At 68.5% G+C, this 24,441-nt stretch carries 23 protein-coding genes; 12 read left to right on the top strand and 11 right to left on the bottom strand.

Annotated elements, in window-relative coordinates; genetic code table 11:
* Positions 1 to 18 precede the first annotated feature (18 nt).
* The 3 genes from ACOGW9_RS14345 to ACOGW9_RS14355 form a co-directional block, all read right to left on the bottom strand.
* Positions 19 to 1,266 (bottom strand): SufS family cysteine desulfurase, encoded by a 1,248-nt coding sequence (locus tag ACOGW9_RS14345; protein WP_419912408.1) that lies wholly within the window; start codon positions 1,264 to 1,266, stop codon positions 19 to 21.
* Positions 1,263 to 2,057: a Fe-S cluster assembly ATPase SufC gene (gene sufC, locus ACOGW9_RS14350; RefSeq protein ID WP_419912410.1), complete on the bottom strand. Its 795-nt coding sequence runs from the start codon at positions 2,055 to 2,057 to the stop codon at positions 1,263 to 1,265. Before sufC ends, ACOGW9_RS14345 begins: the two co-directional genes overlap by 4 nt.
* A gap of 77 nt (positions 2,058 to 2,134) precedes the next feature.
* Complete coding sequence (locus ACOGW9_RS14355; RefSeq protein WP_419912412.1) at positions 2,135 to 3,508, bottom strand: M20/M25/M40 family metallo-hydrolase; 1,374 nt, start codon at positions 3,506 to 3,508, stop codon at positions 2,135 to 2,137.
* A gap of 39 nt (positions 3,509 to 3,547) precedes the next feature.
* On the opposite strand from ACOGW9_RS14355, the gene ACOGW9_RS14360 reads away from it, so the two are divergent.
* The 3 genes from ACOGW9_RS14360 to ACOGW9_RS14370 are packed head-to-tail and all read left to right on the top strand — an operon-like array spanning position 3,548 to position 6,903.
* On the top strand, positions 3,548 to 4,993 hold the full coding sequence (locus ACOGW9_RS14360; protein ID WP_419912414.1) for an amidase: 1,446 nt from the start codon (positions 3,548 to 3,550) through the stop codon (positions 4,991 to 4,993).
* Positions 4,994 to 5,053: 60 nt separating this feature from the next.
* Positions 5,054 to 6,061, top strand: coding sequence for an ATP-binding cassette domain-containing protein (locus ACOGW9_RS14365; RefSeq protein WP_419912416.1), 1,008 nt, complete (start codon positions 5,054 to 5,056; stop codon positions 6,059 to 6,061).
* Positions 6,058 to 6,903: an ABC transporter permease gene (locus ACOGW9_RS14370; protein WP_419912418.1), complete on the top strand. Its 846-nt coding sequence runs from the start codon at positions 6,058 to 6,060 to the stop codon at positions 6,901 to 6,903. The genes ACOGW9_RS14365 and ACOGW9_RS14370 overlap by 4 nt, the downstream gene beginning before the upstream one ends.
* 20 nt (positions 6,904 to 6,923) lie before the next feature.
* On the opposite strand, the gene ACOGW9_RS14375 is transcribed toward ACOGW9_RS14370, so the two are convergent.
* Both ACOGW9_RS14375 and ACOGW9_RS14380 read right to left on the bottom strand, forming a co-directional pair.
* The gene (locus ACOGW9_RS14375; RefSeq protein ID WP_419912420.1) at positions 6,924 to 7,565 is read right to left on the bottom strand and encodes an MBL fold metallo-hydrolase; all 642 of its coding nucleotides are present in this window, start codon (positions 7,563 to 7,565) and stop codon (positions 6,924 to 6,926) included.
* Between the two features lie 30 nt (positions 7,566 to 7,595).
* Positions 7,596 to 9,341 (bottom strand): molybdopterin-dependent oxidoreductase, encoded by a 1,746-nt coding sequence (locus ACOGW9_RS14380; protein ID WP_419912422.1) that lies wholly within the window; start codon positions 9,339 to 9,341, stop codon positions 7,596 to 7,598.
* Positions 9,342 to 9,603: 262 nt separating this feature from the next.
* Here ACOGW9_RS14380 and ACOGW9_RS14385 point away from each other — a divergent pair, with 262 nt between their 5' ends.
* The 4 genes from ACOGW9_RS14385 to ACOGW9_RS14400 all read left to right on the top strand — a co-directional run bounded on the left by ACOGW9_RS14385 (position 9,604) and on the right by ACOGW9_RS14400 (position 12,352).
* On the top strand, positions 9,604 to 10,716 hold the full coding sequence (locus ACOGW9_RS14385) for an acyl-CoA dehydrogenase family protein (RefSeq protein WP_419912424.1): 1,113 nt from the start codon (positions 9,604 to 9,606) through the stop codon (positions 10,714 to 10,716).
* Positions 10,717 to 10,782: 66 nt separating this feature from the next.
* Entirely contained in the window at positions 10,783 to 11,265 is a 483-nt protein-coding gene (locus ACOGW9_RS14390) for a hypothetical protein (RefSeq protein ID WP_419912426.1), read from the top strand.
* A gap of 38 nt (positions 11,266 to 11,303) precedes the next feature.
* The gene (locus ACOGW9_RS14395) at positions 11,304 to 11,525 is read left to right on the top strand and encodes a hypothetical protein (RefSeq protein ID WP_419912428.1); all 222 of its coding nucleotides are present in this window, start codon (positions 11,304 to 11,306) and stop codon (positions 11,523 to 11,525) included.
* Positions 11,526 to 11,587: 62 nt separating this feature from the next.
* Complete coding sequence (locus ACOGW9_RS14400) at positions 11,588 to 12,352, top strand: alpha/beta hydrolase family protein (protein WP_419912430.1); 765 nt, start codon at positions 11,588 to 11,590, stop codon at positions 12,350 to 12,352.
* On the opposite strand, the gene ACOGW9_RS14405 is transcribed toward ACOGW9_RS14400, so the two are convergent.
* Together ACOGW9_RS14405 and aceE are read right to left on the bottom strand one after the other, a co-directional pair.
* A complete protein-coding gene (locus tag ACOGW9_RS14405; protein WP_419912432.1) occupies positions 12,349 to 12,831 on the bottom strand; it encodes a MaoC family dehydratase in 483 nt (160 codons plus the stop codon). The genes ACOGW9_RS14400 and ACOGW9_RS14405 overlap by 4 nt on opposite strands.
* A gap of 58 nt (positions 12,832 to 12,889) precedes the next feature.
* Positions 12,890 to 15,592, bottom strand: a complete 2,703-nt coding sequence (gene aceE, locus ACOGW9_RS14410) for a pyruvate dehydrogenase (acetyl-transferring), homodimeric type (protein WP_419912434.1) — start codon at positions 15,590 to 15,592, stop codon at positions 12,890 to 12,892.
* 21 nt (positions 15,593 to 15,613) lie between these two features.
* On the opposite strand from aceE, the gene ACOGW9_RS14415 reads away from it, so the two are divergent.
* Positions 15,614 to 16,681, top strand: a complete 1,068-nt coding sequence (locus ACOGW9_RS14415; RefSeq protein WP_419912437.1) for an RNase H family protein — start codon at positions 15,614 to 15,616, stop codon at positions 16,679 to 16,681.
* Between the two features lie 43 nt (positions 16,682 to 16,724).
* Here the strand turns inward: ACOGW9_RS14415 and ACOGW9_RS14420 are convergent, their stop codons facing one another.
* The 3 genes from ACOGW9_RS14420 to ACOGW9_RS14430 all read right to left on the bottom strand — a co-directional run bounded on the left by ACOGW9_RS14420 (position 16,725) and on the right by ACOGW9_RS14430 (position 17,815).
* Positions 16,725 to 17,189: an SRPBCC family protein gene (locus ACOGW9_RS14420; RefSeq protein ID WP_419912439.1), complete on the bottom strand. Its 465-nt coding sequence runs from the start codon at positions 17,187 to 17,189 to the stop codon at positions 16,725 to 16,727.
* 8 nt (positions 17,190 to 17,197) lie between these two features.
* Positions 17,198 to 17,428: a hypothetical protein gene (locus tag ACOGW9_RS14425; protein ID WP_419912441.1), complete on the bottom strand. Its 231-nt coding sequence runs from the start codon at positions 17,426 to 17,428 to the stop codon at positions 17,198 to 17,200.
* 63 nt (positions 17,429 to 17,491) lie between these two features.
* Positions 17,492 to 17,815 (bottom strand): hypothetical protein, encoded by a 324-nt coding sequence (locus ACOGW9_RS14430; RefSeq protein ID WP_419912443.1) that lies wholly within the window; start codon positions 17,813 to 17,815, stop codon positions 17,492 to 17,494.
* Between the two features lie 216 nt (positions 17,816 to 18,031).
* Here ACOGW9_RS14430 and lpdA point away from each other — a divergent pair, with 216 nt between their 5' ends.
* Genes lpdA through ACOGW9_RS14450 form a run of 4 tightly spaced genes read left to right on the top strand, consistent with a single transcriptional unit; the run spans position 18,032 to position 23,486 of the window.
* Positions 18,032 to 19,495: a dihydrolipoyl dehydrogenase gene (gene lpdA, locus ACOGW9_RS14435; RefSeq protein ID WP_419912445.1), complete on the top strand. Its 1,464-nt coding sequence runs from the start codon at positions 18,032 to 18,034 to the stop codon at positions 19,493 to 19,495.
* 39 nt (positions 19,496 to 19,534) lie between these two features.
* Positions 19,535 to 20,926 carry a dihydrolipoamide acetyltransferase family protein gene (locus ACOGW9_RS14440; RefSeq protein ID WP_419912446.1) on the top strand — a complete coding sequence of 464 codons (1,392 nt, stop codon included), beginning with the start codon at positions 19,535 to 19,537 and terminating at the stop codon, positions 20,924 to 20,926.
* A gap of 14 nt (positions 20,927 to 20,940) precedes the next feature.
* Positions 20,941 to 22,602 (top strand): lipoyl synthase, encoded by a 1,662-nt coding sequence (gene lipA, locus ACOGW9_RS14445; RefSeq protein WP_419912448.1) that lies wholly within the window; start codon positions 20,941 to 20,943, stop codon positions 22,600 to 22,602.
* A gap of 32 nt (positions 22,603 to 22,634) precedes the next feature.
* The gene (locus ACOGW9_RS14450; RefSeq protein WP_419912450.1) at positions 22,635 to 23,486 is read left to right on the top strand and encodes a hypothetical protein; all 852 of its coding nucleotides are present in this window, start codon (positions 22,635 to 22,637) and stop codon (positions 23,484 to 23,486) included.
* A gap of 21 nt (positions 23,487 to 23,507) precedes the next feature.
* On the opposite strand, the gene ACOGW9_RS14455 is transcribed toward ACOGW9_RS14450, so the two are convergent.
* A complete protein-coding gene (locus ACOGW9_RS14455; RefSeq protein WP_419912452.1) occupies positions 23,508 to 24,356 on the bottom strand; it encodes an enoyl-CoA hydratase/isomerase family protein in 849 nt (282 codons plus the stop codon).
* Positions 24,357 to 24,441 lie beyond the last annotated feature (85 nt).

Consider the following 24,441-nt stretch of genomic DNA (forward strand, 5'->3'; position numbering starts at 1 on the left):
CGCCCCGGTCCGTTGCCTCTAGTGGCCGAACAGCGCGCCGACTTCATCGAGCGCCTCTGCCAGCGAATCTACGTCGGAAGTGTCGTTGTACACGTACAGCGAGGCCCGCGTCGTGGCGGAGACGCCGAGGCATCGCATGAGCGGTTTGGCGCAGTGGTGGCCGGCTCGCACGCACACGCCGCTCTGGTCGAGCACTTGGGAGATGTCGTGGGGGTGCACGTCGCGGTACACGAACGACAGCACGCCGCCGCGCTGCGCCGGCTCCGAAGGCCCGTGCACGGTGATGTCGTCGCCGTGGCGGTCGGTCAGCGTCCGAAGCGCGTACCCCGTGAGGCTCACCTCGTGGGCTCGTACCGCATCCATGCCCAGCCCCTCCAGGTATCTCACCGCTGCACCGAGGCCCACGATCTCGGCAATGGGCGGGGTGCCCGCCTCGAATTTGTGCGGCACCGTGTTGGGCCGGAAGCCTTCCTTGGTGACGTCGAGGATCATCTCGCCGCCGCCGAGGAACGGGGGCATGGCGTCGAGCAGCTCCATGCGAGCCCACAGCACGCCCACACCGGTCGGGCCGCACATCTTGTGCCCGGTGAACACCATGAAGTCGGCGCCCAGTTCCCCCACATCGGTGGGCAGGTGCGGCACGTACTGGCTGGCGTCCACGCTGAGCAGCGCACCGGCGTCGTGAGCGGCGGCGGCAAGGCGGGGGATCGGGTTGAGCGTGCCGAGCACGTTGCTCATGGCGGTGACCGACAGCAGCTTCGCCCCATCAAGCAGGCGGTCGAGGTCGGTGAGGTCCAAGCAGCCGTCGTGGGTGATGGGAATCCAGCGGATCTCGAAGCCTCGCTCGGCGGCCAGGATGTGCCACGGCACGATGTTGGCGTGGTGCTCCATCTCGGTGAGCACGATCGCGTCGGCCGGACCGAGGTTCGAGCCGCCCCACGAGCGGGCTACCAGGTTCATGGCCTCGGTGGCGTTCTTGGTGAACACGATCTCGTCCGCGCTGGGGGCCGAGATGAACCGGGCGACGTCTGCCCGAGCCTGCTCCATCTGCTCGGTCGCGGCGGCGGCGATCTCGTACGCGCCGCGATGGACGTTGGCGTTGACTGTGCGGTAGTAGTCGTCCATGGCGTCGAGCACGGCCGCCGGCTTCTGCGACGACGCCGCAGAGTCGAGATAGACAATCGGACGGCCGTGGACGCTGCGCTCGAGCAGCGGGAACTGTGCCTTCACTGCCCCGTCGATGTCGGGGCCGGCCCCGGCGCTCACGCTGCGGCCTTCTGCTCGAAGGGCTCGTATCCGTCGCGTTCCAGCTCGGCGGCGAGCTCCGGGCCGCCCGAGGCCACGATCTGCCCGTCGACCAGCACGTGGACGTAGTCGGGCTCGATCTCGCCCAGCAGGCGCTCGTAGTGGGTGATGAGCACCACGCCCATGTGCGGCCGCTCGGCACGGACCTGCTGCAGTCCGGTGGCCACCACCCGCAGCGCGTCGATGTCGAGGCCCGAATCGGTCTCGTCGAGCACGGCCACATCGGGCTCGAGCAGGGCGAGCTGCAGGATCTCGTTGCGCTTGCGCTCGCCGCCGCTGAAGCCCTCGTTGAGGTAGCGGTCCATGAACGACTCGTCCATGCCGAGCCGTGACATCCACTCGCCCATGGCGACGTAGATCTCGATGGCCGACACGTCTTCGCCCCGCCGTGCCGAGACCGCTTGGCGCAGGAAATTGCGCACCGACACGCCGGGAATGTGCTGCGGGTACTGGAACGCCAGGAACAGGCCGGCTTTGGAGCGGGCGTCGGGGTCCCACTCGGCCACGTCGTCGCCTCGGTAGCGGATCTCCCCGCCGGTCACCTCGTACTCCGGCGAGCCCAGGATCGTGGTGGCCAGCGTCGACTTGCCCGACCCGTTGGGGCCCATGATGGCGTGGCACTCGCCCGCGTGGACCACCAGATCTACGCCGCGCAGGATCTGCGGGCCGTCGACGGCCCGCACCCCCAAGTCGTCGATCTCGAAGAGCGGTGTACCGGATGCGGCGTCCGGCCCTGTGTTGGCCACTGCCATCAACCGCAGTGTATGGCTGGCCCCAAATGCCTCAACCGGCGCCGGGCCGTGGGCCCGTCAGTGCGTAGGTGCCGCCTTCAGCCCCAGAGGCTGTCGACCACGTCGAGCCACAGCTGGGTGGTAAGCGCCAGCGACTCGATGTCGATGCGCTCGTCGTTCCCGTGGAACCGGGCGCCGAAGTCGGCGCCGTCGAGTTCGGGGCTGAACAGGCCGGCGCCGTATGCGACCGCTCCCATGTCGCGATACACCCGGGAGTCGGTGAACCCGATGATGAGCTGCGGCGTCAGCCGGGCAGTCGGGAAGCGCCGCCCCACCGCCACCCCCAGCGCGTCCCACAGCGGGGTCTCGACCCGGCTCAGCGATGCCGGGTCGTTCATGATGATCTCCACCTCGACCTGGTCGGCCAGATCGCCAAGCGCCTCGTCGAGATGCGCCTGCACCTCCGCCGCGCCCTCGCCGGGCAGCGTTCGCACGTCCACCTCGATGTCGACGTGGTCGGGGATGACGTTGGTCTTCATGCCCGACGGCGCATCGAGGACGTTCGGCGAGAACGACGTGTGAGTGCACGAGTACAGGTGCGCTGCCGCCGATGCGCTCGGATGGGCGTCGAGCCAGTCCTCGATGAGGTGCTCGTCGAGCATGATGGCCTTGGTCTCGTCGTCGACGCCGAGCGTGTCGACCTGCTCGCGCCACAGCTCGTGGAACTTCGGCGGGGGCCGGTACTGCGAGATCCGGTGCACCACCGCGGCGGCCTTCACCAATGCGTTGTCCTGCCGAAACGGGCGTGAGCCGTGGCCGGGCACGCCTCGCACGCGCAGTCGCCGCCACGCCACACCCTTCTCGCCGATGTTCATGCCGATGAACGGGGCGTCGGGCGACCCCGAGTGCAGGCCGCCGTTCTCGGTCAGCACGTAGTCGGCGCCGATGACATCCCAGTGGTTCTCGGCCATCCAGCGAGCGCCGTAGTTCGAACCGGCTTCCTCGTCGGCACAGGCGAAATAGATGAGGTCGCCCTTGGGCCGGTAGCCGGTCAGGGCCAGGTGCCGCATTGCCACCGCCATCGAGGACGTGAGGTTGAGCATGTCGACGGCGCCGCGGCCCCAGACTTCGCCGTCAATGAGTTCGCCGCCGAAGGGGTCGCGACTCCAGCCGTCGCGATTCACCGGCACCACGTCGGTGTGGCCCATCAGGCAGAGAGTGGGAGCGTTCGGGTCGCTGCCCTCGATGCGGGTCACGAGCGACCGCCGGCCCGGCGCCGCGTCGAACACTTCGAGATCCAGTCCGGCGCCTTCGAGGTAGGCCTGAAGGGTGTCGGAGTTGCGGACTTCGCCGCCGGATTCGGGTGTGCCGTAGTTGACGCACTCGTTGCGGATGAGCGTCTGCAGCAGCTCGACGGTCTGGTTGGTGCGACGGTTCTCGTCGCTGGTCCCAGCAGTGAATGACCGGCTCATGGCCTGAAACTTACGCGGCGACTGTGGTCGAATGACCCGATGGACTCGGGCTCTGGGAATGATGCGGGCATCTGCGGGCTGCCTGCCACACAGATGGCGGCCATGCTGGCCGACGGAGAGATCTCGGCGCGAGAGCTGCTGGCGGCACATCTCGAGCGCATCGAGCAGGTCAACCCTGCCCTCAACGCCATTGTCACGTTCACACCGGAATTGGCGGCCGAGCGTGCGGCCGCTGCCGACGAAGCGCAGGCCCGAGGCGAGTCGCTGGGACTGCTGCACGGGCTGCCCGTGGCCCACAAAGACCTAGCGCTGACCGCCGGTGTGCGCACCACCATGGGCTCGCCGCTGTTCGCCGACTTCGTCCCCGACATCGATGCGCTGGTGGTGGAGCGTCAGCGCGAGGCCGGTGCCGTGATGGTGGGGAAAACCAACACGCCCGAGTTCGGCGCCGGTTCGCACACGTTCAACCCGGTGTTCGGCATCACGCGCAACCCCTACGACACCGGCAAGACCTGCGGCGGCTCCAGCGGGGGCGCAGCAGTGGCGCTGGCCGCCCGGATGCTGCCGCTGTGCGACGGGTCGGACCTGGGCGGCTCGCTGCGCAACCCGGCCGCGTTCTGCAACATCGTGGGCTTCCGGCCGTCGCCCGGACGGGTGCCGTCGACTACGGCGATGGATGCCTGGTTCCCGCTGGCGGTCGAGGGCCCGATGGGCCGGACGGTCGGCGACGTAGCGTTCTTCCTGCAGGCGCTGGCCGGCCCCGATGACCGCTCGCCGGTGTCGAACCAGGAGTCGCCGGACGTCTTCGCCGGCTCGCTGGAGCGAGACCTGCGCGGTGTGCGGGTGGCGTGGTCGCCTGACGCCGGCGGTCTCCCGGTCGACCCGGCGGTTCGGGCCGCGACGTCGAACGTGCCCGATGTGCTCGCCGACTTGGGCTGCGAGGTGGTCGAAGCCTGGCCCGACCTGACCGACGCCCCGCAAGTCTTCCAGGCCCGCAGGGCCTGGGTGATGGCGGTCGGCTTCGGCCAGCTGCTCGAACAGCACCGGGATCAGTTCAAAGAAACGCTCGCTTGGAACATCGACAAGGGCCTGCAGATGACCATCAGCGAGTACGCAGATGCCTGCCGTCGCCACTCCCAACTGTTCGCGGCCGTCGACGCCTTCATGTCGCCCGATGGCGACGGTTTCGAGTTTCTGGCGTGCCCGACGACCCAGGTGCCGCCGTTCGACGTCGAGGTCGAGTACCCCACCGAGATCGAAGGCGTCGAGTTCGAGACCTACATCGACTGGATGCGCTCGTGCAGCGACATCACGGTCACCACCCATCCCGCCATCTCGGTGCCGGCCGGTTTCACCGCCGACGGGCTGCCGGTCGGCCTGCAGCTCGTCGGTCGTCACCGCGCCGACCGCTCGGCGCTCGAGCTGGCCCACGCGTGGGAGTCGACCACCCGCCACATCGACGTCCTGCCACAGCTTCCCGGCTAGCGAACAAGCGGCCCGTAATTCCCGGGTCTCTGGCGCAGGCCGCTCGATAGCCTGCCGCCGGTGTCCGAATCGAATTCCATAGCGCCGGTAACGGCCATCGAAGCCTCCGGGCTGGTGCGCGACTTCGGGACCAAGCGGGCGGTGGACGGAGTGGATCTGCTGGTTCACCAGGGCGAGATCTTCGGCTTCCTGGGACCCAACGGCGCCGGCAAGAGCACGACGGTGCGCATGCTGTGCACGCTGCTGGCACCCACGGCCGGTTCAGCCCGGGTGGCCGGCTACGACGTGGCCAAGAACCCTGGCGAGGTCCGCGTCCGCATCGGTGTGGCTATGCAGGAGGCCGCCCTCGACGAGAAGCAGACCGGCCGCGAGATCCTCGACCTGCAGGCCCGCCTGTACGGGCTGCGCCCCGCCGACCGGGCCTCGTCCATCTCCCAGGCCATCGACCTTGCCGACATCGGCGACGCCATCGACGACCGTGTCAGCACGTACAGCGGGGGCATGAAGCGACGCCTCGACCTGGCGGCGTCGCTCATCCATGCACCTGAAGTGATCTTCCTCGACGAGCCCACCACCGGCCTCGACCCGGTGAGCCGTACGCAGGTCTGGGAGGAGGTGCGCCGACTGAACGGTGAGCTGGGCGTCACGGTGTTCTTGACTACGCAGTATCTGGAGGAAGCCGATGCGCTGGCGGACCGGATCGCGATCCTGGCCGACGGCCGGATCGTGGAGCAGGGAACGCCGGTCGAGCTGAAGCGAGGCGTCGGCGCCGACGTCATCGTGGTGGATCTCGAGCCCAGTGACATCAGCCGGGCCGCGGAGGTGGCGTCGTCGGTGCCGGGCGCGGACGATGTAACTGCCGGCCGGCTCGGCGTCACCATCGCGACATCCGACGGCGCCGGGCTCATCGGCGCTGTGGCAGTGGCGTTGGCGCGTGCCGATGTGCATCCGACCGCGCTGACGGTGCGCACGCCCACGCTCGACGACGTGTTCCTGCAGGCCACCGGGTACCGCATGGCCGTTGCCGAAGAAGCCGCCGCAGACGAAGCCACGAAGGGCACGCCATGACCGACACCACAGCCCCTGCGCTGACAGGCGGCGGACTCACCCGACGGGTCGGCTTTGTGACCGACATCGCCACCATTGCCCGGCGGGCGGTTCGCAGCGTGCTGCGGGAACCCGAGTTCGTAGGACCGGCGCTCATCATCCCGGTCTTCTTCTTCGTGGTGAACGTCGGTGCGCTTGAGCCGTTCGTGGAAGCGGGTGCTGCGGCCGGCGCAGGGGCCGGCCCGATGTCGGGCGGCGTGGCCGACTACCGGGCGTTCCAGCTGCCAGTGGCGATCATCTTCGCTGTGACAGGAATCTCACGCGCCAGCGTGCTCGTGATCGACATCCAGTCCGGCTATCTCGACCGCATGCTGGTGACGCCGATTCGACGGACCACCCTGCTGCTCGGCCTCATGGTGGCCGACATCGTGATGGCGCTGGGACTGGCGCTGTTCGTGATCGTCATGGGGCTTGCCTTCGGCGTGTGGTTCGAGACCGGAGTCTTGGGATTGGCGGTGTTCTTGCTGCTGTCGATTGCGTGGAGCCTTGCGTTCACCGGCTTCCCGTACACCGTGGCGCTGCGCACCGGGAACCCTGCTGCGGTGAACTCCGCGTTCCTGATCTTCTTTCCGTTCGCGTTCCTGACGCCGGCCTTCCTGCCCCGGGAGCTGATGTCGGGCTGGATGCGCGCTGTTGCAGCCTGGAACCCGGTCACCTACCTGCTCGAGGGCATGCGCACGATCCTGACGACGGGCTGGGACGGCGCTGCGCTTGCCAAGGGCGCGGCGGCAATCCTCGGGCTCGCCGTGGTCACGTTCTTCATGGCGTTCAGGTCGCTGGCGCGTCGAGTAGCCACGGGCTGAGCCCAGGTTTCAGACAGGCGCTACCAGCGGCGGTCGATCCACTCCTGCAGGTGGGGCGTCTCGATGCCGATCGTGGTGTCGAGGCCGTGGCCGGGCAGCACGATCGTGTCTGCGGGGAACGCCGAGAACATCCGGTCCTCGATGCTGCGGATGATCTGGTCGAAGTCGCCGCCGCCGCTGGTGGCGCCGGGCCCTCCCGGGAACAGCGTGTCGCCGGTGAACAGCAGCGGCGTGCCCTCCACGTGAAAGCTCATGGAGCCGGCAGTGTGGCCGGGGTTGTGAATGGTGCGGATGCGCAGCCGTCCCACCTCGATCACCGAGTCGTCTTCGAGGATGTAGTCGTAGCTGGGCAGCATCGTCGCGTCCTCGGCGGTGATGCCCACCTCGATGCCAGCGTCTCGCACCGCAGGCACGGCCTGGATGTGGTCCCAGTGGCCGTGGGTCTCCACCACCGTGACGACGCCGAGTTTCTGGCACACCTCCAGCAGCCGCTCGTGCTCGTTCGATGCGTCGATGAGCATCGCCTCGCCGGTCTCGGTACAACGGATGGTGAAGACGTTGTTGTCGAAGTCGTCGGGGAAGCCGTGGGGCAGGTTGCCCTCGAGCGGGCGCACGACGTGCTTGTGGACTTCGATACCGGTTGCGGACCAGTGCAGAGCCATGGCCGCATCCTAAGACGCGGCTAGTGCTGCTCAGGCGGCGTCCACGCGCACGGCGACGCGGTGCCAGCCTTCGGCCCCGTCGGGCCGTACGTCCTTGGGGCCTTCTGGCTGGGTCATACCGGTGCCGTCGATGGCCCGCACTTGCAGCGAATGCGTGCCTGAGGTGGGCGTCCAGGGGAGGTACCACTGCACCCAGCTCTCGTCGCCGAGCGCCTCGCCCAGATCGCACTGCTGCCACGGTCCGTCGTCGATGCGGACCTCGACGGCGCTGATGCCCCGCGTTGGCGCCCAGGCGATGCCGGCGATGGCAGTCTCGGTTCCCGCCACCGGACGGTCGCCGCTGCCCGGCACGTCGATCCGGCTCTGCGTCTTCATCGGCCCGCGCTTCGACCATCCCCGCGGCACCCAGTAGCCGTCGAAGGCGTCCCAGGTGGTCAGGTTGATCTCCTCGATCCACTTCACGGCCGACACGTAGCCGTACAGCCCCGCCACGATCAAGCGAGCGGGGAAGCCGTGCCTGGTCGGCAGCGGTTCGTCGTTCATGCCGACGGCCAGCAGGGCGTTGCGGCCGTCGTACAGCAGCGGGGTGGGGAACCCGGCGGTCCAGTCGTCCACCGAGCGGCCGACCACCTGGTCGGCCCCCGGCTGCACTCCCGCCCGCTCGAGCAGGTCCACCAGCGGCACGCCGGTCCAAACGGCATTGCCGACGAGGTTGCCGCCGACCCGGTTCGAGACGCACGACAGCGTGACGACGTGCTCCTGGAGGTCCATCGCCAGGATCTCGTCGAAGGTCAGCTCGTAGGGATTGTCGACCATGCCGGTGAAGCTGAGCTTCCAGTTGGCCGGGTCGACCTGCGGCACCGTCAGCGCTGTGTCGATCCGGTAGAACTCGTTGTTGGGCGTCACGTAGCTGGAGATGCCGACGACCTCGTCGAGCGTGTCGAGCGCAGCGACCTGGGTGGCAACGGAAGGCCCGGCCGTCGTGGTGGCGGTGGGCCCCGCAGCGGTAGCCGTGCCCGCAGCGGCGGTTGTCGACGGAGGCCTCGCCGCACCTAGATCGATGCCAGCCCGGGCCGTTTCCGCCGCTGAGGGACCGCGTACTCCCCGGCCCAGCGCGACGAGACCTACGGCTGCCACACCGGCTCCGCCGATGCCGAGCAAGAAGGCTCTGCGGCTGGCATCGGGAGCCGTCTCGGGCGTCGCCGCGACCCCAGGTTCAGGGATCGCTGGTGCTTGTGCGGCCGCGGCGCCGCGGGCGGGGGCGACTCGCAACAGCAGCCTCAGCGTGACGTAGCCGAGCGCAGCGGCAGCCAGGGCAACCACCCACGAGCCCACGAACGGGCTCATCGGGTTGCGCGCAGCGGTCCAGCCGCCGATCAGGCCGAACGCGGCGAATCCTGCGAACGGCACCCACCGGCGTCGTGGCGCCATGGCGCAGGCGCCGAGCAGGCCGCCGATGATCAGCGACACGCCGACGATGCCGATCGCCAGCACAGCCTTGTCCTTCTCGCCGAACAGTTCGATGCTCAGCTTCACCGCCCAGTCGGGCGAGTAGTCCACCAATGCCTCGCCGACGGCTACCACGAGCGACGGGATCGTGTCGACCAACCCGTCGATGAACTCACCGAACGCCAGTGCGACGGCGGCGCCAGCTACGCCTGCCAGCAGCCCTGCGATCGATCCGGGCCGGCGGACGAGCCGGCCGATGCCCCGGCCGCTCGTGGCCTCGGCATGGGGGGGCGCATCCGTCGTGGCCTCGTGGGAACTGTCGCTCATATCTGCCCGTTTCGCTGGAGATGTGGCATGCCGGCAGCTGAAGTCGTCTCAGCCTGTCGGTCGAGTTGGACGGGCACCGGCTGGGGGGTCGAACCGGTGTACCCCGGTGGGGGCTGCCCGTCACGAAAGCTAACGCTCGGCCCGCCTGCGGGGTTCCACACATTCCCATCTGCTGCGGATGAGCCGATTCTTCGTCTGGGTGATAGAACTTCGCCTGACTATTGCGCCGGTGCTCAGGCTGCATCGGCCCGGAGGGGTGTCCGTGAACTTTGCATTCACCGAGGAGCAGGAAGAGCTCCGCAACTTCGTTCGCTCGTTCCTGGAGGACAAGTCGTCCGAGGCCACCGTTCGGGAGCTGATGGAGACCGACGACGGCTACGACCCCGCGGTCTGGTCGCAGATGGCCGAGCAGCTCGGCTTGCAGGCGCTGATCATCCCCGAGGAGTACGGCGGCCAGGGCGCCAGCTACGTAGAGCTCGGCATCGTGCTCGAAGAGATGGGCCGCAGCCTGCTGTGCTCGCCCTACTTCTCGACCGTGGTGCTGGCCGGCAACGCGATCTTGCACTCGGGCAACGAGAAGGCCAAGGAAGAACTGCTCGAGGGCATCGCCTCGGGCGAGATCATCGCCACCCTGGCGCTGGCCGAGGCGAACGGCAGCTGGGATGCCGACGGCGTCGAGGTCGAGGCCTCCGACACGGGCGACTCGGCCACGATCAGCGGCGAGAAGATGTTCGTGACCGATGGCGGCACCGCGAACCTGTTCGTGGTGGCGGCGCGCTGCAACGGCGGCATCCATCTCTTCACGGTGGAGGGCGACGCGGCCGGACTCAGCCGCGAGAACCTCGCCACGATGGACCAGACCCGCAAGCAGGCCCGCATCACCTTCGACAACACGCCGGCCAAGCACCTGTGCGACACCGACAACTTCGCTTACATCGACAAGGTGCTCGACCTGGCCGCCGTGGCGCTCGCCAGCGAGCAGGTCGGCGGTGCGCAGTTCGTGCTCGACATGGCAGTGCAGTACGCCAAGGACCGGGTGCAGTTCGGCCGCCCGATCGGCTCGTTCCAAGCGATCAAGCACAAGTGCGCCGACATGCTGCTCGAGGTGGAGTCGGCCAAGTCGGCTGCCTACTACGCCGCTTGGTGCGCGTCGGAGATGAATGACGAGCTGCCGTCGGTGGCGTCGCTGGCCAAGGCCTATTGCTCTGAGGCCTACTTCCACTGCGCCGCAGAGAACATCCAGATCCACGGCGGTATCGGCTTCACCTGGGAGCACCCCGCCCACCTGTACTTCAAGCGCGCCAAGAGCTCCGAGCTGATCTTCGGCGATCCTGCGTACCACCGCGAGAAGCTGGCCCAGCGCATCGGCCTGTAGGCGTCTCGACAAGACTGAGGGGCGGCCGGTGCGCCGCTTCGCACATCGGCAGTCCGGGAGCTGCTCGTGATACTCGCGGTCCTCATCATCTCGCTGGTGATCGGCTTCGTCGTCGCTGCGGGCGTCGTGGGCTCACAGGCTCAGCTACTCGGCCGCCAGCGTCGCGAGCCCGTATGGCGGCTGGCTGAGGCCGCGGCGTACGTCAGCGACTTGCTGCCCTACGACATCGCCGCAGGTCTGAACGCCGAAGAGCTCGAAGTGCTCTTGCGTGCACATCTCAATCAGCTGCAGTTCGGGCTGCAGCCCTCCGCACACGACGAGAGCTCCCCGCAGTCTGATGCTGAGTCCGATGTGGGCGCCGATGCGGTGTCCGATGCTGGCGCTACATCGGTGCTCGAGGATCGTGCCTCGGTCACCGAGCTGTACCGCGCGCTGCGACGCGAAGGTCTCGAGGTCACCCTTGAGCAGGTCACCGCCGTCGGCGCGGCCCATCTGGAGTACCTGCAGCGCATCGGGGCCCTCGCCGCTGTGCGCCGCGACGGAGGCTGAGCCCCGCCGTGTCGCCGCCGGACGGCAGAATGAGAGCCATGGACATTCCGAGGGAGCTCGCCGGCTGCCGGTTCGTAGGCGACAAGCGCAGCCAGATCGTCTACGACATGGAATCCGAGCCCGCCGATCCGGCCGTGGCAGAACAGATCGCCGGTGCCGTAGCCGACATCGTGGCAGCGCAGTCCTACGCCACGTTCGGACCCGATGAGCTGCCCGAGGCACGCAACCGCGGCTACCGCCTGTCGCGGCTCTGCCGTTAGAACGTGACGGTGCGCCCCGTGACGGCGGCACGAGCGGCGTTCGGTCGACAACCCGCAGCGACGTGAGCACCGACGTCACCGAGACCACCATCGAGGGCAGCCCGGGGCTCGCAGCGATCCTGGTGCGCCCGAAGCGGCCTGTGCGCAGCGGGCCCGCAGTTGTGCTCTGCCACGGATTCCCGTCGATGCAGCGGCCCGGCGTGCCGAACCGCACCTACCAGCGCTTCGCCGAGCGCATCGCCGAGGCCCAAGGCTGGACGGTGCTCGCCGTGAGCATGCGCGGCTGTGGCGAGTCTCACGGCGATTTCTCGTTGCTCGGCTGGATCGATGACATCGGCCGTTCGGTCACCCATGTGCTCTCGCAGGGCTGCCGGGGCGTGTGGTTGGTGGGCTCGACGACCGGTGGCTCGGTGGCGATCCTGGCGGCCGCTCGCGATGCCCGGATTCGCGGCGTGGCGGCGATGGCCCCAAGGGCGGATTTCGACGACTGGGCGAGCGATCCCAAGGCGTTCCTGCAGCACTGCCGGAATGTGGGTGTCATCCGTTCAGACGGCTTTCCCCGCTCGACGGGTGCCTGGAATCGTGAGCTGAAGCAGAACCGGGCGATGGACGCTGTTGGAGAACTGGCCGACCGGCCGCTGCTGATCCTGCACGGCATCAATGACCGGCAGGTGCCCTACGAGGAGGCCCGCCACCTCGCCGCGGGGCATCCCAGCGCAGAGCTGCGCCTCATCGAGGGTGCCGATCACCGCATCCGCCACGACCCCCGAGCGGTGGCCATCCTGCTCGGCTGGCTCGAGCGCCAAGCAGCCGCCCAGTACGCCTAAGTCGCTGCGCTCTGGGTGGAGGGGTGGCGGGCGATCATCATGTTGGCCACTGAGCGCACGACCGTTGTGCGGTCCTGGTTGACCAGTTCGTGGGCCATCTTGACGATCCCGCGGTCGGGTTTGGACCGGCTCGGGATGACTTCCAGCACTTCGGCGACCAGCGTGAGGCGGTCGCCGGGACGCACGGGCGCCAGCCAGCGCAGCTCGTCGAGCCCCGGCGAGCCCATGCTGGACGGGCCGAGGAACTCGTCGTTCAGCAGCCGCATGACAATCGAACCGGTGTGCCAGCCCGAGGCGATCAGCCCGCCGAAGATCGACTCGCGCGCGGCGTCAGGATCGATGTGAAACGGCTGGGGGTCGAACTTGCGGCCGAACTCGATGATCTCGGCCTCGTCGATCGTCGTGGTTCCGAACGTGAAGCGCTCGCCGGCCTCGTAGTCGTCGAACCATCGCTGCGGGCAGGGGATGTCGCTGGGCACCGGGACATTCTGGCGACGCAAGCCGGACTTCACCGGACATGTCCGCCGCCCGCGAGGCTCAGTGCGCTGCTGAGGACCAGGGGTCGGCGCTGTCGGTGGCCAGGCCGTAACGCTTGATGGCCTCCGCGGCCGCCGTCGAGTCGATCTCTCCCAGCTCGGCCAGGCGCCACAGGACGGCGACCGTGATGTGCTCGGCGGTGGTCTCGAAGTGCTCCCGCAGGCGGCTGCGGGTATCGCTTCGTCCGAAGCCGTCGGTGCCCAGCGAGGTGTAATCGCGGCCGATCCAGCGGGACACCTGATCTGGCACGGCCCGCATGAAGTCGGTCACGGCGATGACGGGCCCGGTGCCGTCGGCCAGCTGGCGGGTGACGAAGGGAACCTGCTGGGGCTCGTCGGGATGCAGCGTGTTCCAGCGCTCGCACGACAGTGCTTCCTCGCGCAGCGCCTTGTACGAGGTGGCGCTCCACAGGTCGACGGCGACGTCATGCTCGGCGGCCAGCAAGTCAGTCGCAGCCCGGGCGGCACCCTGAGCCGACCCCGAGAACAGGATCGTCCCCCCGTGCGCGCGGCCAGGCGCTGCGGGCGCGTAGCGGTACAGCCCGGCCAGCAGGTCTTCGACAGCGAGATCATCGGGCTCGGGCGGCTGGATGTAGTTCTCGTTGTAGATCGTCAGGTAGTAGAAGATGTCCTCGCCCACGCCGTACATGCGCCGGATCCCGTCGCGCACGATCGCTGCGAGCTCGTACGCAAAGGCGGGGTCGTAGGCCTGGCACGGCGGCACGACCGAGGCCAGCAGCGGGGAATGCCCATCCTGGTGCTGCAGGCCCTCGCCCATCAGCGTCGTTCGGCCCGCGGTGGCGCCCATCAGGAATCCGCGCCCGCGCATGTCGGCCAGCGCCCAGATCATGTCGCCCACGCGCTGGAAGCCGAACATCGAATAGAAGGTGTAGAAGGGAACCATCGGCACGCCGCGGGTGGCATAGGACGTCGCGGCAGCGGTGAAGCTGGCCAGCGCGCCCGCCTCGGTGATGCCTTCTTCTAGGATCTGACCGTCGATGTGCTCGGTGTAGGACAGCAGCAGGTCGTGGTCGACCGGCTCATACAGCTGTCCCTGGCTGGCATAGATGCCGAGCTCACGGAACAGCGAGTCCATGCCGAACGTCCGGGCCTCGTCGGGGATGATCGGCACCACCCGATCGCCGAAACCCGGTTCGCGCGTCATCGCGCGCAGCATCCGGGTGAACGCCATGGTGGTGGACACCGCCATCTCGCCCGAACCCGTAGCGAACTCCTCGAACGGCTTCGAGCTCGGCATCGGCAACGCCTTGCGGCACCAGTTGCGAACACGCTTGGGCAACGGGCCGTTGAGCGCTTTGCGGCGAGCCATCAGGTACTCGTGCTCGGCGCTGCCCGGCTGGGGCCGGCAGTACGGCGGATCGTCGGGATCGAACTCGGCGTCGATCTCGGTATGGAGGCGGAGCCGGTCGCGGATCGTCATCAGCTGGGTGCGGTTCAGCTTCTTGATTTGGTGCGTGGCGTTGCGCGCCTCCAGATCGGGCCCCAGCGACCAGCCCTTCACCGTCTTGGTCAGGATGACCGTTGGGCTGCCCTCGTGCTCGACAGCCGCCTGATAGGCGGCGTAGAGCTTCTTGTAGTCGTGACCGCCGCGGGGCAGCGTCTGCAGGTCCTCGTCGGAGAGGTGCTGGACCATCTCGCGCAGCCGGGGATCGGGGCCGAAGAACCGCTCACGGATGTACTGCCCGCTCTCCACCGAGTAGCGCTGGTACTCGCCGTCGATGGTTTCGTTCATCTTGTTGAGCAGCACGCCGTCGCGGTCGCGCGCAAGCAGCTCGTCCCAGCGCCCGCCCCAGATCACCTTGATGACGTTCCAGCCCGAGCCGCGGAAGTTGGCTTCGAGCTCCTGGATGATCTTGCCGTTGCCTCGGACGGGCCCATCCAGCCGTTGCAGGTTGCAGTTGACGACGAAGATGAGGTTGTCGAGACGCTCCCGTGCGGCGAGATGCAGCGCCCCGAGCGTCTCGGGCTCGTCAGTCTCGCCGTCGCCTACGAAGCACCACACCTTCGATGCTGCGGTGTTGTCGATGCGACGGTTGTGCAGGTACCGGTTGAAGCGGGCGTGGTAGATGGCCATGATCGGCCCGAGTCCCATCGACACTGTCGGGAACTCCCAGAACTCGGGCATGAGACGGGGGTGGGGATACGACGACAGCCCGGTGCGGCCGATCTCGCGCCGGAAGTGCTCGAGGTCGGTGTCGTCGAGGCGGCCTTCGAGGTAGGCCCGTGCGTAGATGCCCGGCGCGGCATGGCCCTGGATGTAGATGTGATCGCCGGGCTCGCCGTCGTCCTTGCCGTGCCAGAAGTGGTTGAAGCCCACGTCGTACAGCGCCGCCGAGCTGGCGAACGTGGACAGGTGGCCGCCGATGCCGTCGGCCCAGGAGTTGGCGTGGGTCACCATCGCGACGGCGTTCCAGCGGATGAAGGCGCGCAGGCGTTTCTCGATCTCCTCGTCGCCGGGGAACCACGGCTCGTGCTCGGGAGCGATGGTGTTGATGTACGGCGTCGAGACGGTGGCGGGAAAGTCGACCTGCAGCTGACGGGCCTTGGACATGAGCCGCCGGATGAGAAAGCGCGCCCGGTTCTTGCCCCGCTCCTCGACGACTGCAGCGAATGACTGCAGCCAGTCGTCGGTCTCATCGGGGTCGATGTCGGGGATTTGCTCATGCAACCCGTCGAAGAGCATGGGTTCTAGTGTCGCACTTGGATGAGTCCACAACCGCACGCGACAGCGCGAGATGTCTTCACCGACGGGTCCTGCTTGGGAAACCCGGGTCCCGGCGGCTGGGCATTCGTGGTCGACGGCGGACCGTGGGAATGCGGCTACGAGCCCGCCACGACGAACCAGCGGATGGAGGTGACGGCCGCGGCTCGCGCTGTCGCAGCGCTGGACGGTCCATTGCGCGTCGTGAGTGATTCCACCTACGTGGTCAAGTGCTTCACCGACGAGTGGTGGAAGGGCTGGCACCGTCGCAACTGGCTGAACTCGAAGAAGGAACCCGTCGCCAACCGCGATCTGTGGGAGCCGTTCATCGATGCGGTAACAGCACGCGGCGATGTCACGTTCGCCTGGGTGAAGGGCCATGCCGGCCAGCGGCTGAATTCGGCCGCGGACGTCTTGGCCGTGCATGCGGCGGGCGCCGGCACGGGGCTGCGCGGCGATCGATTCGACGACGGCGTGCTCGATCAGCTCGCCGATCGGCGATCGATCCCGAGTGAACCCGCCGCCGGGGTGGCCCGCAGCGGCGCAAGCTCGGGCGATGGCCGCGAGATCAGCGGCCACGGCCTTGCCGTGCTGGGTCACCGGCCGCCCGAGATCGGCGGGTACAACGAGAACCCGACCTCTCGCAGGGTGCTGCGCCAGCTCAGCGACGTGCTGTCCGCCAAGCGTGAGATGCATCCCGATCTTGTGGTTGCCAGCGGCCTTGGTCTCGGGGCCGAGACGATGGGCGCTGAGGCTGCGCTTGCGGCGGGGGTGCCGTACGTCGTGGTGCTCGCCTTCGAGGGCATCGAAGCCCGCTGGCCCGCTCCGTCACGGCGCCGCTTTGCCGATCTGCGCCAGCAGGCAACTCAGGAATTCGTGCTGGCCTCGACGGCACCGGTCGATGGCGAGGCGTTCGGCAAGGCGATGCGCCGCCGCGACACCTGGTTTATGCGCAACTGCGACGAAGCAGTGCTGGTGCGGCGCGGCGACGACCGCACATTGGCGGACCTCCATCGGCGCCTCGAGGAGGCGTTCGACGGAGATGTCTGGGTGATCGAACCCGAGGACTGATCTCCGCCGGGGCACATTCGGGCACCCGCCGGGGAAGCACCGATCAGTCGGCTTCGTCGTCGGATGGGTTTTCGACCAGGGCGGCCAGCCGCTCGAGAGTCTTCTCCATATTCGTCACGTTCTTGCGGTGAGCCCCGATGAGTTCGACGCTGCGCGGCAGCTTCGCCGTTCCCCACTCGAAGGTCTCGCGCACGAGCGTGCCGCCGCCGTCCTGGGGCTCAAGCTCGTAGCGCCAGCGCTGTCCTTGCCAGTGCGCCCAGGCGATCAGGCGGTTGTCTTCGAATTCCAAGACGCGGTTCTTGACGGTGTAGGAGATTCCGACCTTGATGCGCATCGAGAACGTGCTGCCGAGCGTGAGCGGGGCGTTGCTGGTGGTCAGCTTGGCCAGTGTCCCCGAGCCGTCGATCTCGCGGTGGCGGCTGGGATCAGTCAGCACGGCGAAGATCTTCTCCGCAGGAGCGGCAATCAGCCGCTCGACGCTGACGCTGCGCTCTTTGGTGCGCTTCACGGCGGTGCCTACGCGGGGGACAGGGCGTCGGTCACGATGTCGGGCGGCGGAGTGCCGTCACCGCGCTTGACGCTGCCGTCGACTCGCACCAGCATCCACCTCGGCTGGTAGCTGTTGCCGAGCTGATCCCACAGATCGCCGTCTTCGTTGGAAACCTGTGGAATGTCGCCGAGTTGGTGCTTGGCGACGAATTCCCGGTAGGCGTCTTGGGAGTCGCCCCCAGGGACCCCGACGAGCACCAGATTGTCGCCGTGCTCTGCCTTCAGCGCTGCGACCGCAGGCGCTTCACGATTGCACGCCGGTCACCATGGCGCCCAGAACCACAGCAGGACGTCGTTTCCGGCGGTCGCAGTCAGATCGAACTGCTGCCCGTCGAGCAGCGCACCCTCCAGCAGCAGGATCTCGGCCCGGGTCTCCTGGGGGATCGGGGCAGTCGTCGCTGCAGGCTCGGCAGCCGCACCGGTGTCGGTGCCGCCGGAGGTAGTCGCGGGCACCTCGGCAGCAGGTGTCGTGGCCGCCGTGTCCCGAGACACGCTGACCTCGACGCTCCCGCAGCCGCTCACGAAGCCGAAGACGAGCAACGCCGCCGCTGCCGCGACAGCCGCCTGAGATCGCAGCTGTGTCACGGCGCGAGCCTAGCCGTGGGCCTATTTGGGATAGCGCGGGTTACATTCTGCGGGGTGAGCACTCGGGCGCTGCTCGGCTTGGCACTCGCCACCGGCATTGTCATCCTGGTGGCGTTCGCCGTCCGCGTGCTGACGTGGCCTTAGGCGCTGGTTGTCACGGCGGCCGGCCGCTCTCGGTGCAAACAGGCGGGCAGGGAGGCGTACCCTCGTCGCGCGATGGCAGATGAAGCGATGAACGGCGAGACAAGTGCCCCGGTTCGCTACGACCTCGTCGTGATCGGCGGAGGTCCCGCGGGCTACGGAGCGGCGCTGTATGGCGGGGCTGCGGGCATGAAGGTCGCGCTGGTGGAACGGGACCGGCTCGGCGGAACGTGCCTGCACCGCGGCTGCATCCCAGCGAAGGAACTGCTCGAGACCGCAGCCGTCTGGCGCACCGTCAGCGATGCATCCACCTTCGGCGTGAATGTCGCACCGCCGGAGCTGGACTTCGGCGTCTCGCAGGAACGCAAGCAGCGCATCGTGGACGGTCTCGAGACCGGTGTGGAGGGACTGCTTCGCCGCCGCAAGGTCACCGTCTTCGAGGGCACCGGCCGTCTGGTGGCCGACCGGTCCGTCGTAGTGGAAAGCGACGAGTCCGGCTCGCAGATCCTCGCCGGCGACCACGTTCTGCTCGCTGCGGGCTCGGTGCCGATCACGCTGCCCGGATTCGAGCGCGACTCCACGCTGGTCATGACCTCCGACGAGGTTTTGGCCCTCGACGAAGTACCCGGCCGCGTGGCGGTGATCGGCGGTGGGGCCATCGGATGCGAGTTCGCTTCGATGCTCGCCGATCTCGGCGCAGAGGTGACGGTGCTGGAGTACGCCTCCCAGATCGTCCCTGGGGTGGACACCGACATCGCCAAGGCATTGACGCGGGCGTTTTCCAAGCGGGGCATCAAGGTGCTTACCGGCTGCCGGGTCACCGGCCACACGCCGCTTGAGGGCGGCGGCACGACCGTGCAGTACACGACGGGCGGGTCGTCGGAGGGCGATGGCGAGGTGGCCGACGTGGAGGTGGACGCCGTTGTCGTCTCGGTGGGCCGCAGGCCCTACCCAGACCATCTCGGCCTTGACGACACCGAGGTCAAGGTGGACGAGCGTGGCTTCGTCGTTGCCGACGAGCGGTGCCGCACGTCGATGGCCGGTGTCTACGCGGTCGGAGATCTCATCAACACCCCGCAGCTTGCCCACGTCGGGTTCGCCGAGGCCATGGTGGCCGTGCAGGACATCTTGGGCGAGGAACCCGCCCCGGTGGACTACGCCAACGTGCCGTGGGCCATCTACTGCCATCCCGAGGTGGCCTTCGCGGGTCTGTCCGAGGCAGCGGCCCGCGAGGCGGGCTTCGATGTCGTTACCTCCAAGCACCGCTACAGCGGCAACTCGCGCGCCATGATCGTCAACGACACCGAGGGCTTGGTCAAGATCGTGGCCGAGCGCGAGGCCGACGGGACTGCCGGGCGCGTGCTGGGCGTTCACATGATGGGACCCTGGGTCACCGAGCAGCTCGGCCAGGGCTACCTGGCGGTCAACTGGGAGGCCACCGTCGCCGAGGTGGCCGCCTTGGTGCAACCGCATCCGACGCTCTCGGAGCTGTTCGGCGAAACCATGCTGTCGCTCACGGGACGAGGGCTGCACGGATGAGCGCAGGATCGGGCGCAGTACGCCAGACGGGGCAGCGGGATGACTGACCTGGTACTGCCCCAGCTCGGCGAGACAGTCACCGAGGGAACGATCACCCGCTGGTTCAAGGGTGTGGGCGACTCCATCGCTGTGGGCGAGATGCTCTATGAGGTCTCCACCGACAAGGTCGACAGCGAGGTGCCCTCGCCGATGGAGGGCGTCATCACCGAGATACGCGTCCCTGAAGGCGAGACGGTGGACGTCGGGACGGTGCTGGCGATCGTCGAGCTTGCCGAGGGCGCCGAAGCGCCGTCACCCGATGCGGTCATCCCGGTGCCCAGTGGCGCGCCGGCGGAACCGGCTGCTGCGCCTGCAGCCGCGCCGCCACCGGCCGATCCGCCCGCAGCGCCGGCCGCTGCTCCTGCGGCTGCTGCACGTGCCAACGGTGCCGCGAACGGGCCTGGAGCCGACCATGGCAGCCACTTGCTGTCGCCTGTCGTCCGACGCTTGGTGCGAGAGCACGGACTCGACCCCGCAGCGCTCGTGGGCACCGGCGTGGGCGGTCGCATCACGCGTTCGGACGTGCTCAACGCCATCGACGAGCGGCAGCGCTCCGCGGCCGCAACGGCGGCCGCCGCAACGCCGACCGGGCCGCCGGCCAGTGAACGCCCGTCGGCGCCCAGCCCGCCCGTGGTGCCGGCGCCCGTGGCGGCTGCCGCAGCAGCGGGATGGTCCGACGGCGATTCCCGGTTCGAGACCTTCAACAACATTCGACGCCGCACCGGCGAGCACATGGTGCACTCGGTTGCCACCTCGCCCCATGCGCTCACGATTGTCGAGGTCGACTACGAGAACGTCGAGCAGGTACGCCGTGCCCATCGCGAAGCGTGGCGGGCATCGGAGGGTTTCAGCCTCACCTACCTGCCCTTCATCGTGGCGGCCGTCACCGATGCGCTGGGTCACTGGCCCCGCCTGAACGCGTCCGTCGAAGAAGGCGGCCTGAGGCTCTGGCGGCGCCGCAATGTCGGTGTCGCGGTGGATCTCAGCTACGACGGCCTCATCGTGCCGGTGCTGCGCGATGCAGACTCGCTGAGCCTGCGTGGCGTCGCTCGCACCATGAACGAGCTGGCAGGGCGTGCACGGGAGAAGCGCCTGACGCCCGATGACATCACCGGCGGCACCTTCACGATCTCCAACAACGGCTCATTCGGCACCTACACCACCGCGGCAATCATCAACCAGCCCCAAGTCGCGGTGCTGTCGACCGACGGGGTCGCCCGCCGCCCGGTCGTGGTGACCGACCGATTCGGCAACGAGAGCATCGTGATTCACTCGGTGGGTCACCTGGCGATGGGCTGGGATCACCGGGCGTTCGATGGCAGCTACGCCGCCGGATTCCTGGGGCACGTCCGCCAGATGCTCGAACAGCACGACTGGGGAGCGGAGCTCTGAGGCTGGTGCCCCCGATGCTGCGAGTGCGCTGGCTGGGGCGGGTTCGCTACGCCGAGGCGCTTGACCTGCAACGACGGCTGTTCTCCGGCAGCAACGACAACTACCTCTTGCTGCTCGAACACGACCACGTGTTCACCGCGGGACCGAGCGCGGACGAGACCAACCTGCTGGTCGATCCTGCGGAGGTCGGTGCCGACTGCGTGCGCATCGACCGTGGCGGCGACTTCACCTATCACGGGCCTGGCCAGCTCGTCGGCTACCCGATCCTGACGCTGCCGGGACGCCGCGGCGGCGGCCTGGCCGAGACCGCGGCGTATGTGTGCGACCTCGAACAGGTGCTCATCGACGGGCTGGCCGACCTCGGCCTCGGCGGGTGCGGCAGGTTGCGTGGGTACCCGGGGGTGTGGACCGGCCTCGACGGCACGCCCCGCAAGCTCGCCGCCATCGGGGTGCGGCTCAGCCGCGGTCGCACCATGCACGGATTCGCGCTCAACGTCGACACGGATCTGTCGTGGTTCGAGCGCATCATTCCCTGCGGCATCACTGAGTACCGGCCCACATCGCTGCGGGCGGAGGGCTGCGCGGCGACGATGCGCGAGGTGGTCGACGCAGTGGCTCGGCACGCCGCGCAACGATGGGGCGGCGGGAATATCGAGCGGGCCGAGGTGGCGTGGCGGCACCGCACGTCAGACCTCAGTGCGTTCAGCCGTGGACTGGGTCCCGGCCCCGTCGAGGTAGCCCCGCCGCGCAGCCGGGCGCGGCTCAGCGAGGCGGGTGTGAATGGCGGCTTGCACCTCGCCGATCGGAAGCCGCCGTGGCTGCGCGCTCGCATGGATCTCAACGACGGCTACCTGCGACTGCGCCAGGTCATGCGGCGGCACGACCTCGTCACGGTGTGCGAGGAGGCGGGTTGTCCCAACATCTTCGAATGCTGGGGCGCGGGCACCGCGACGTTCATGCTCAATGGGGAGCGGTGCACGCGAGCGTGCGGCTTCTGTCTGGTCGACACCCGCCAGCCCGGCCCACTCGACCCGGGCGAGCCGCGCCGGGTTGCGGACGCGGTCGCCGAGATGGAGCTGGATCATGCGGTGGTCACCGCCGTGGCCCGGGACGATCTTCCCGATGGCGGGGCCGCCGCGTTTGCCGAGACCATCGCTGCCATCCGGGATCGGTCGCCGGGCACGACTATCGAGGTGCTCGTTCCCGACTTCGGCGGTGATGCCTCCTCGCTGCAGACCGTCCTCGACGCGAGCCCCGGCATTCTGAATCACAACATCGAGACCGTCGCCCGGCTGCAGCGGGCGGTGCGGCCCTCGGCGGGTTACGCCCGCAGCCTCGCCCTGCTGGCGCGCAGCGCTTCGGCGGGGCACGTCACCAAGTCGGGCATCATCGTCGGTATGGGCGAGGACGACGCAGAGGTCGATCTCACGCTGGCGGATTTGGCGGCCGTCGGCGTGAGCATTGTCACCATCGGCCAGTACCTGCGACCGACGAGCCACCACATTCCCGTCGCCCGCTGGGTATCGCCCGAGTCGTTCGAGCGTTGGCGGGAGGTGGGCACAGCGCTCGGCATCGACCATGTCGAGTCGAGCCCTCTCACCCGTTCGAGCTACCACGCCGCCGAGTCCGCCGCAGCCGTGGAGCTCAGCGCCCGCGTCCGCCCCGTCCCGGCGTAGCGCTTCCCCGATCAGCGAGAGGTAGCACGGCGATGGCTGAGGGCGCACCGGTGGATGTGGCGACGGTGATGTGCCAGTGGGCCGCAGGGGGGCTGGCGTACCTGTGGGTGACCACGCGCCGGCGGGAAGTCGGACTTGGCTACGGCTGGCTGCTGCGCTCGCTGTACGGGGTGATCGCCGCAGTCGGGGCTGTCACCGGCCTCGTGTTCCAGCCGAATGCCGTGCGTGACATGGCCTGCATTGCGATGGCGCTGTGCGCCGGTGCGACACTCGTGCGTTCGGCCGTGCCCAACGTGAACCAAGCAGAGTCCCAGGCGCCGACTGGCGACGCCGGCAGCGACCGCGGGGCGCCAGCTGAATCCTCCCCGAGGAGGACGATTGAGGGCTTCGACCCGCGCTGGGATCTCGCAGCGCCTCTCGTCGGACTGGTCGGGGTCATTGCTGCAGGACTCGGCGCGAGCGGCGACATCGCTCCGGCGCTCCACCTCGCGCGTGTCGTTGTCGGCGCTGCCTTCCTCGGTGTGGTGAGCGACTCGATGCTGCTTGGGCACTGGTACTTGGTGCAGCCGGGGTTGCGCCGTGAGCCGCTGCGCGAGCTCGTGCGGCATCTGGGCGCGGTCTGGCCGTTCGAGGTGGGCTTGCTGCTGGTGCCAACCGGCATGATCGCAGTGCTCAGCGGCTCGATCGACGACGGTTACGGCGGCCTGCTCGGATGGTTCTGGGTCGCCTGCGCGGTCACCACCGTGGCGCTCGCAGCCGTGGCGATGGCAGCGTTGCGAGAACGCCAGTACGCCGCCGTGATGGCCGCGACGGGGCTGCTCTACCTGGCAATCCTCACCGGCTTCGGCACCGACCTCGTCGCCCGCCTCACGCTCGCCGGCTAGACCCGTTCGGGGGTTGCGTCGTCAGGCGCCGGTCCATTCGGGCGGGCGCTTCTCGGCGAAGGCGCGGCCGCCCTCCTTGGCGTCGTCGCTGGCGGCTACGAGGCGGCGCAGCGACTCGCCCATGCGAACCGCCTCGGTCCAGCCCATGCGGGCGCTTCGCCAGGCGACTTCCTTGACGGCTCGCACGGCGAGGGGTGCGCCCTGGCAGAGCCGCTCGGCCAGCGTCCGGGCTTCGTCCAGCAGCGAGTCGTGCGGCACCACCTTCCACGCCAGGCCCATCTCGCGAGCCCGCTCGGCATCGACGTTGTCGCCGGTCAGCAGCAGCTCCATGGCGTTCGCCCAGCCGATCTTGGGTGGCATGCGCATCGAACCCACGATCGTCGGCACGCCGATCTTCACCTCCGGCATGCCGAAGATCGCCCGGTCCGAAGCGATCAGGAAATCCGCCACCAGCGCGCCGGTGAGGCCGTAGCCGATGCACGCCCCATTTACCGCCGCGATAGTGGGCTTCCACAGCTCCAAGCCGCTCTCGTAGCTGTTGACGGTCGGCGTCTCGAAGAATGTGCCCGACCAGATGCCTGCCGAGCCGCCGGTGCGGTCGCGCATATCGGCACCGGCGCAGAAGGCCCGGCCAGTGCCGGTCATGATCGCCACCCAGGCATCGGGGTCGTTGTAGAACTCCAGCCACGCGGCGTTCAGGCACGCTCGCATCTCGCCGTTGATGGCGTTGAGCGCTTCGGGCCGGTTGTAGGTGATGGTGGCGATGTGACCGTCGAGCTCGTAGGTCGCGGCGGCCGTCGGGGACGTGATGTCGGCCGGGGCAGACACCGCGCCCGGGTTGAGCGGGGAGGGAGCAGAAGCGTCGTCCATGGCCTCCGTTCTATCGCCCCACCCAGGGCGTTGCCCGCGGCACACGAGTCGCTCGGGCTCGCCCACGGCCAGAGAACTAGCGTGA

This window comes from Candidatus Poriferisodalis sp. (genome assembly GCF_965203655.1).
Lineage (GTDB): Bacteria > Actinomycetota > Acidimicrobiia > Acidimicrobiales > Poriferisodalaceae > Poriferisodalis.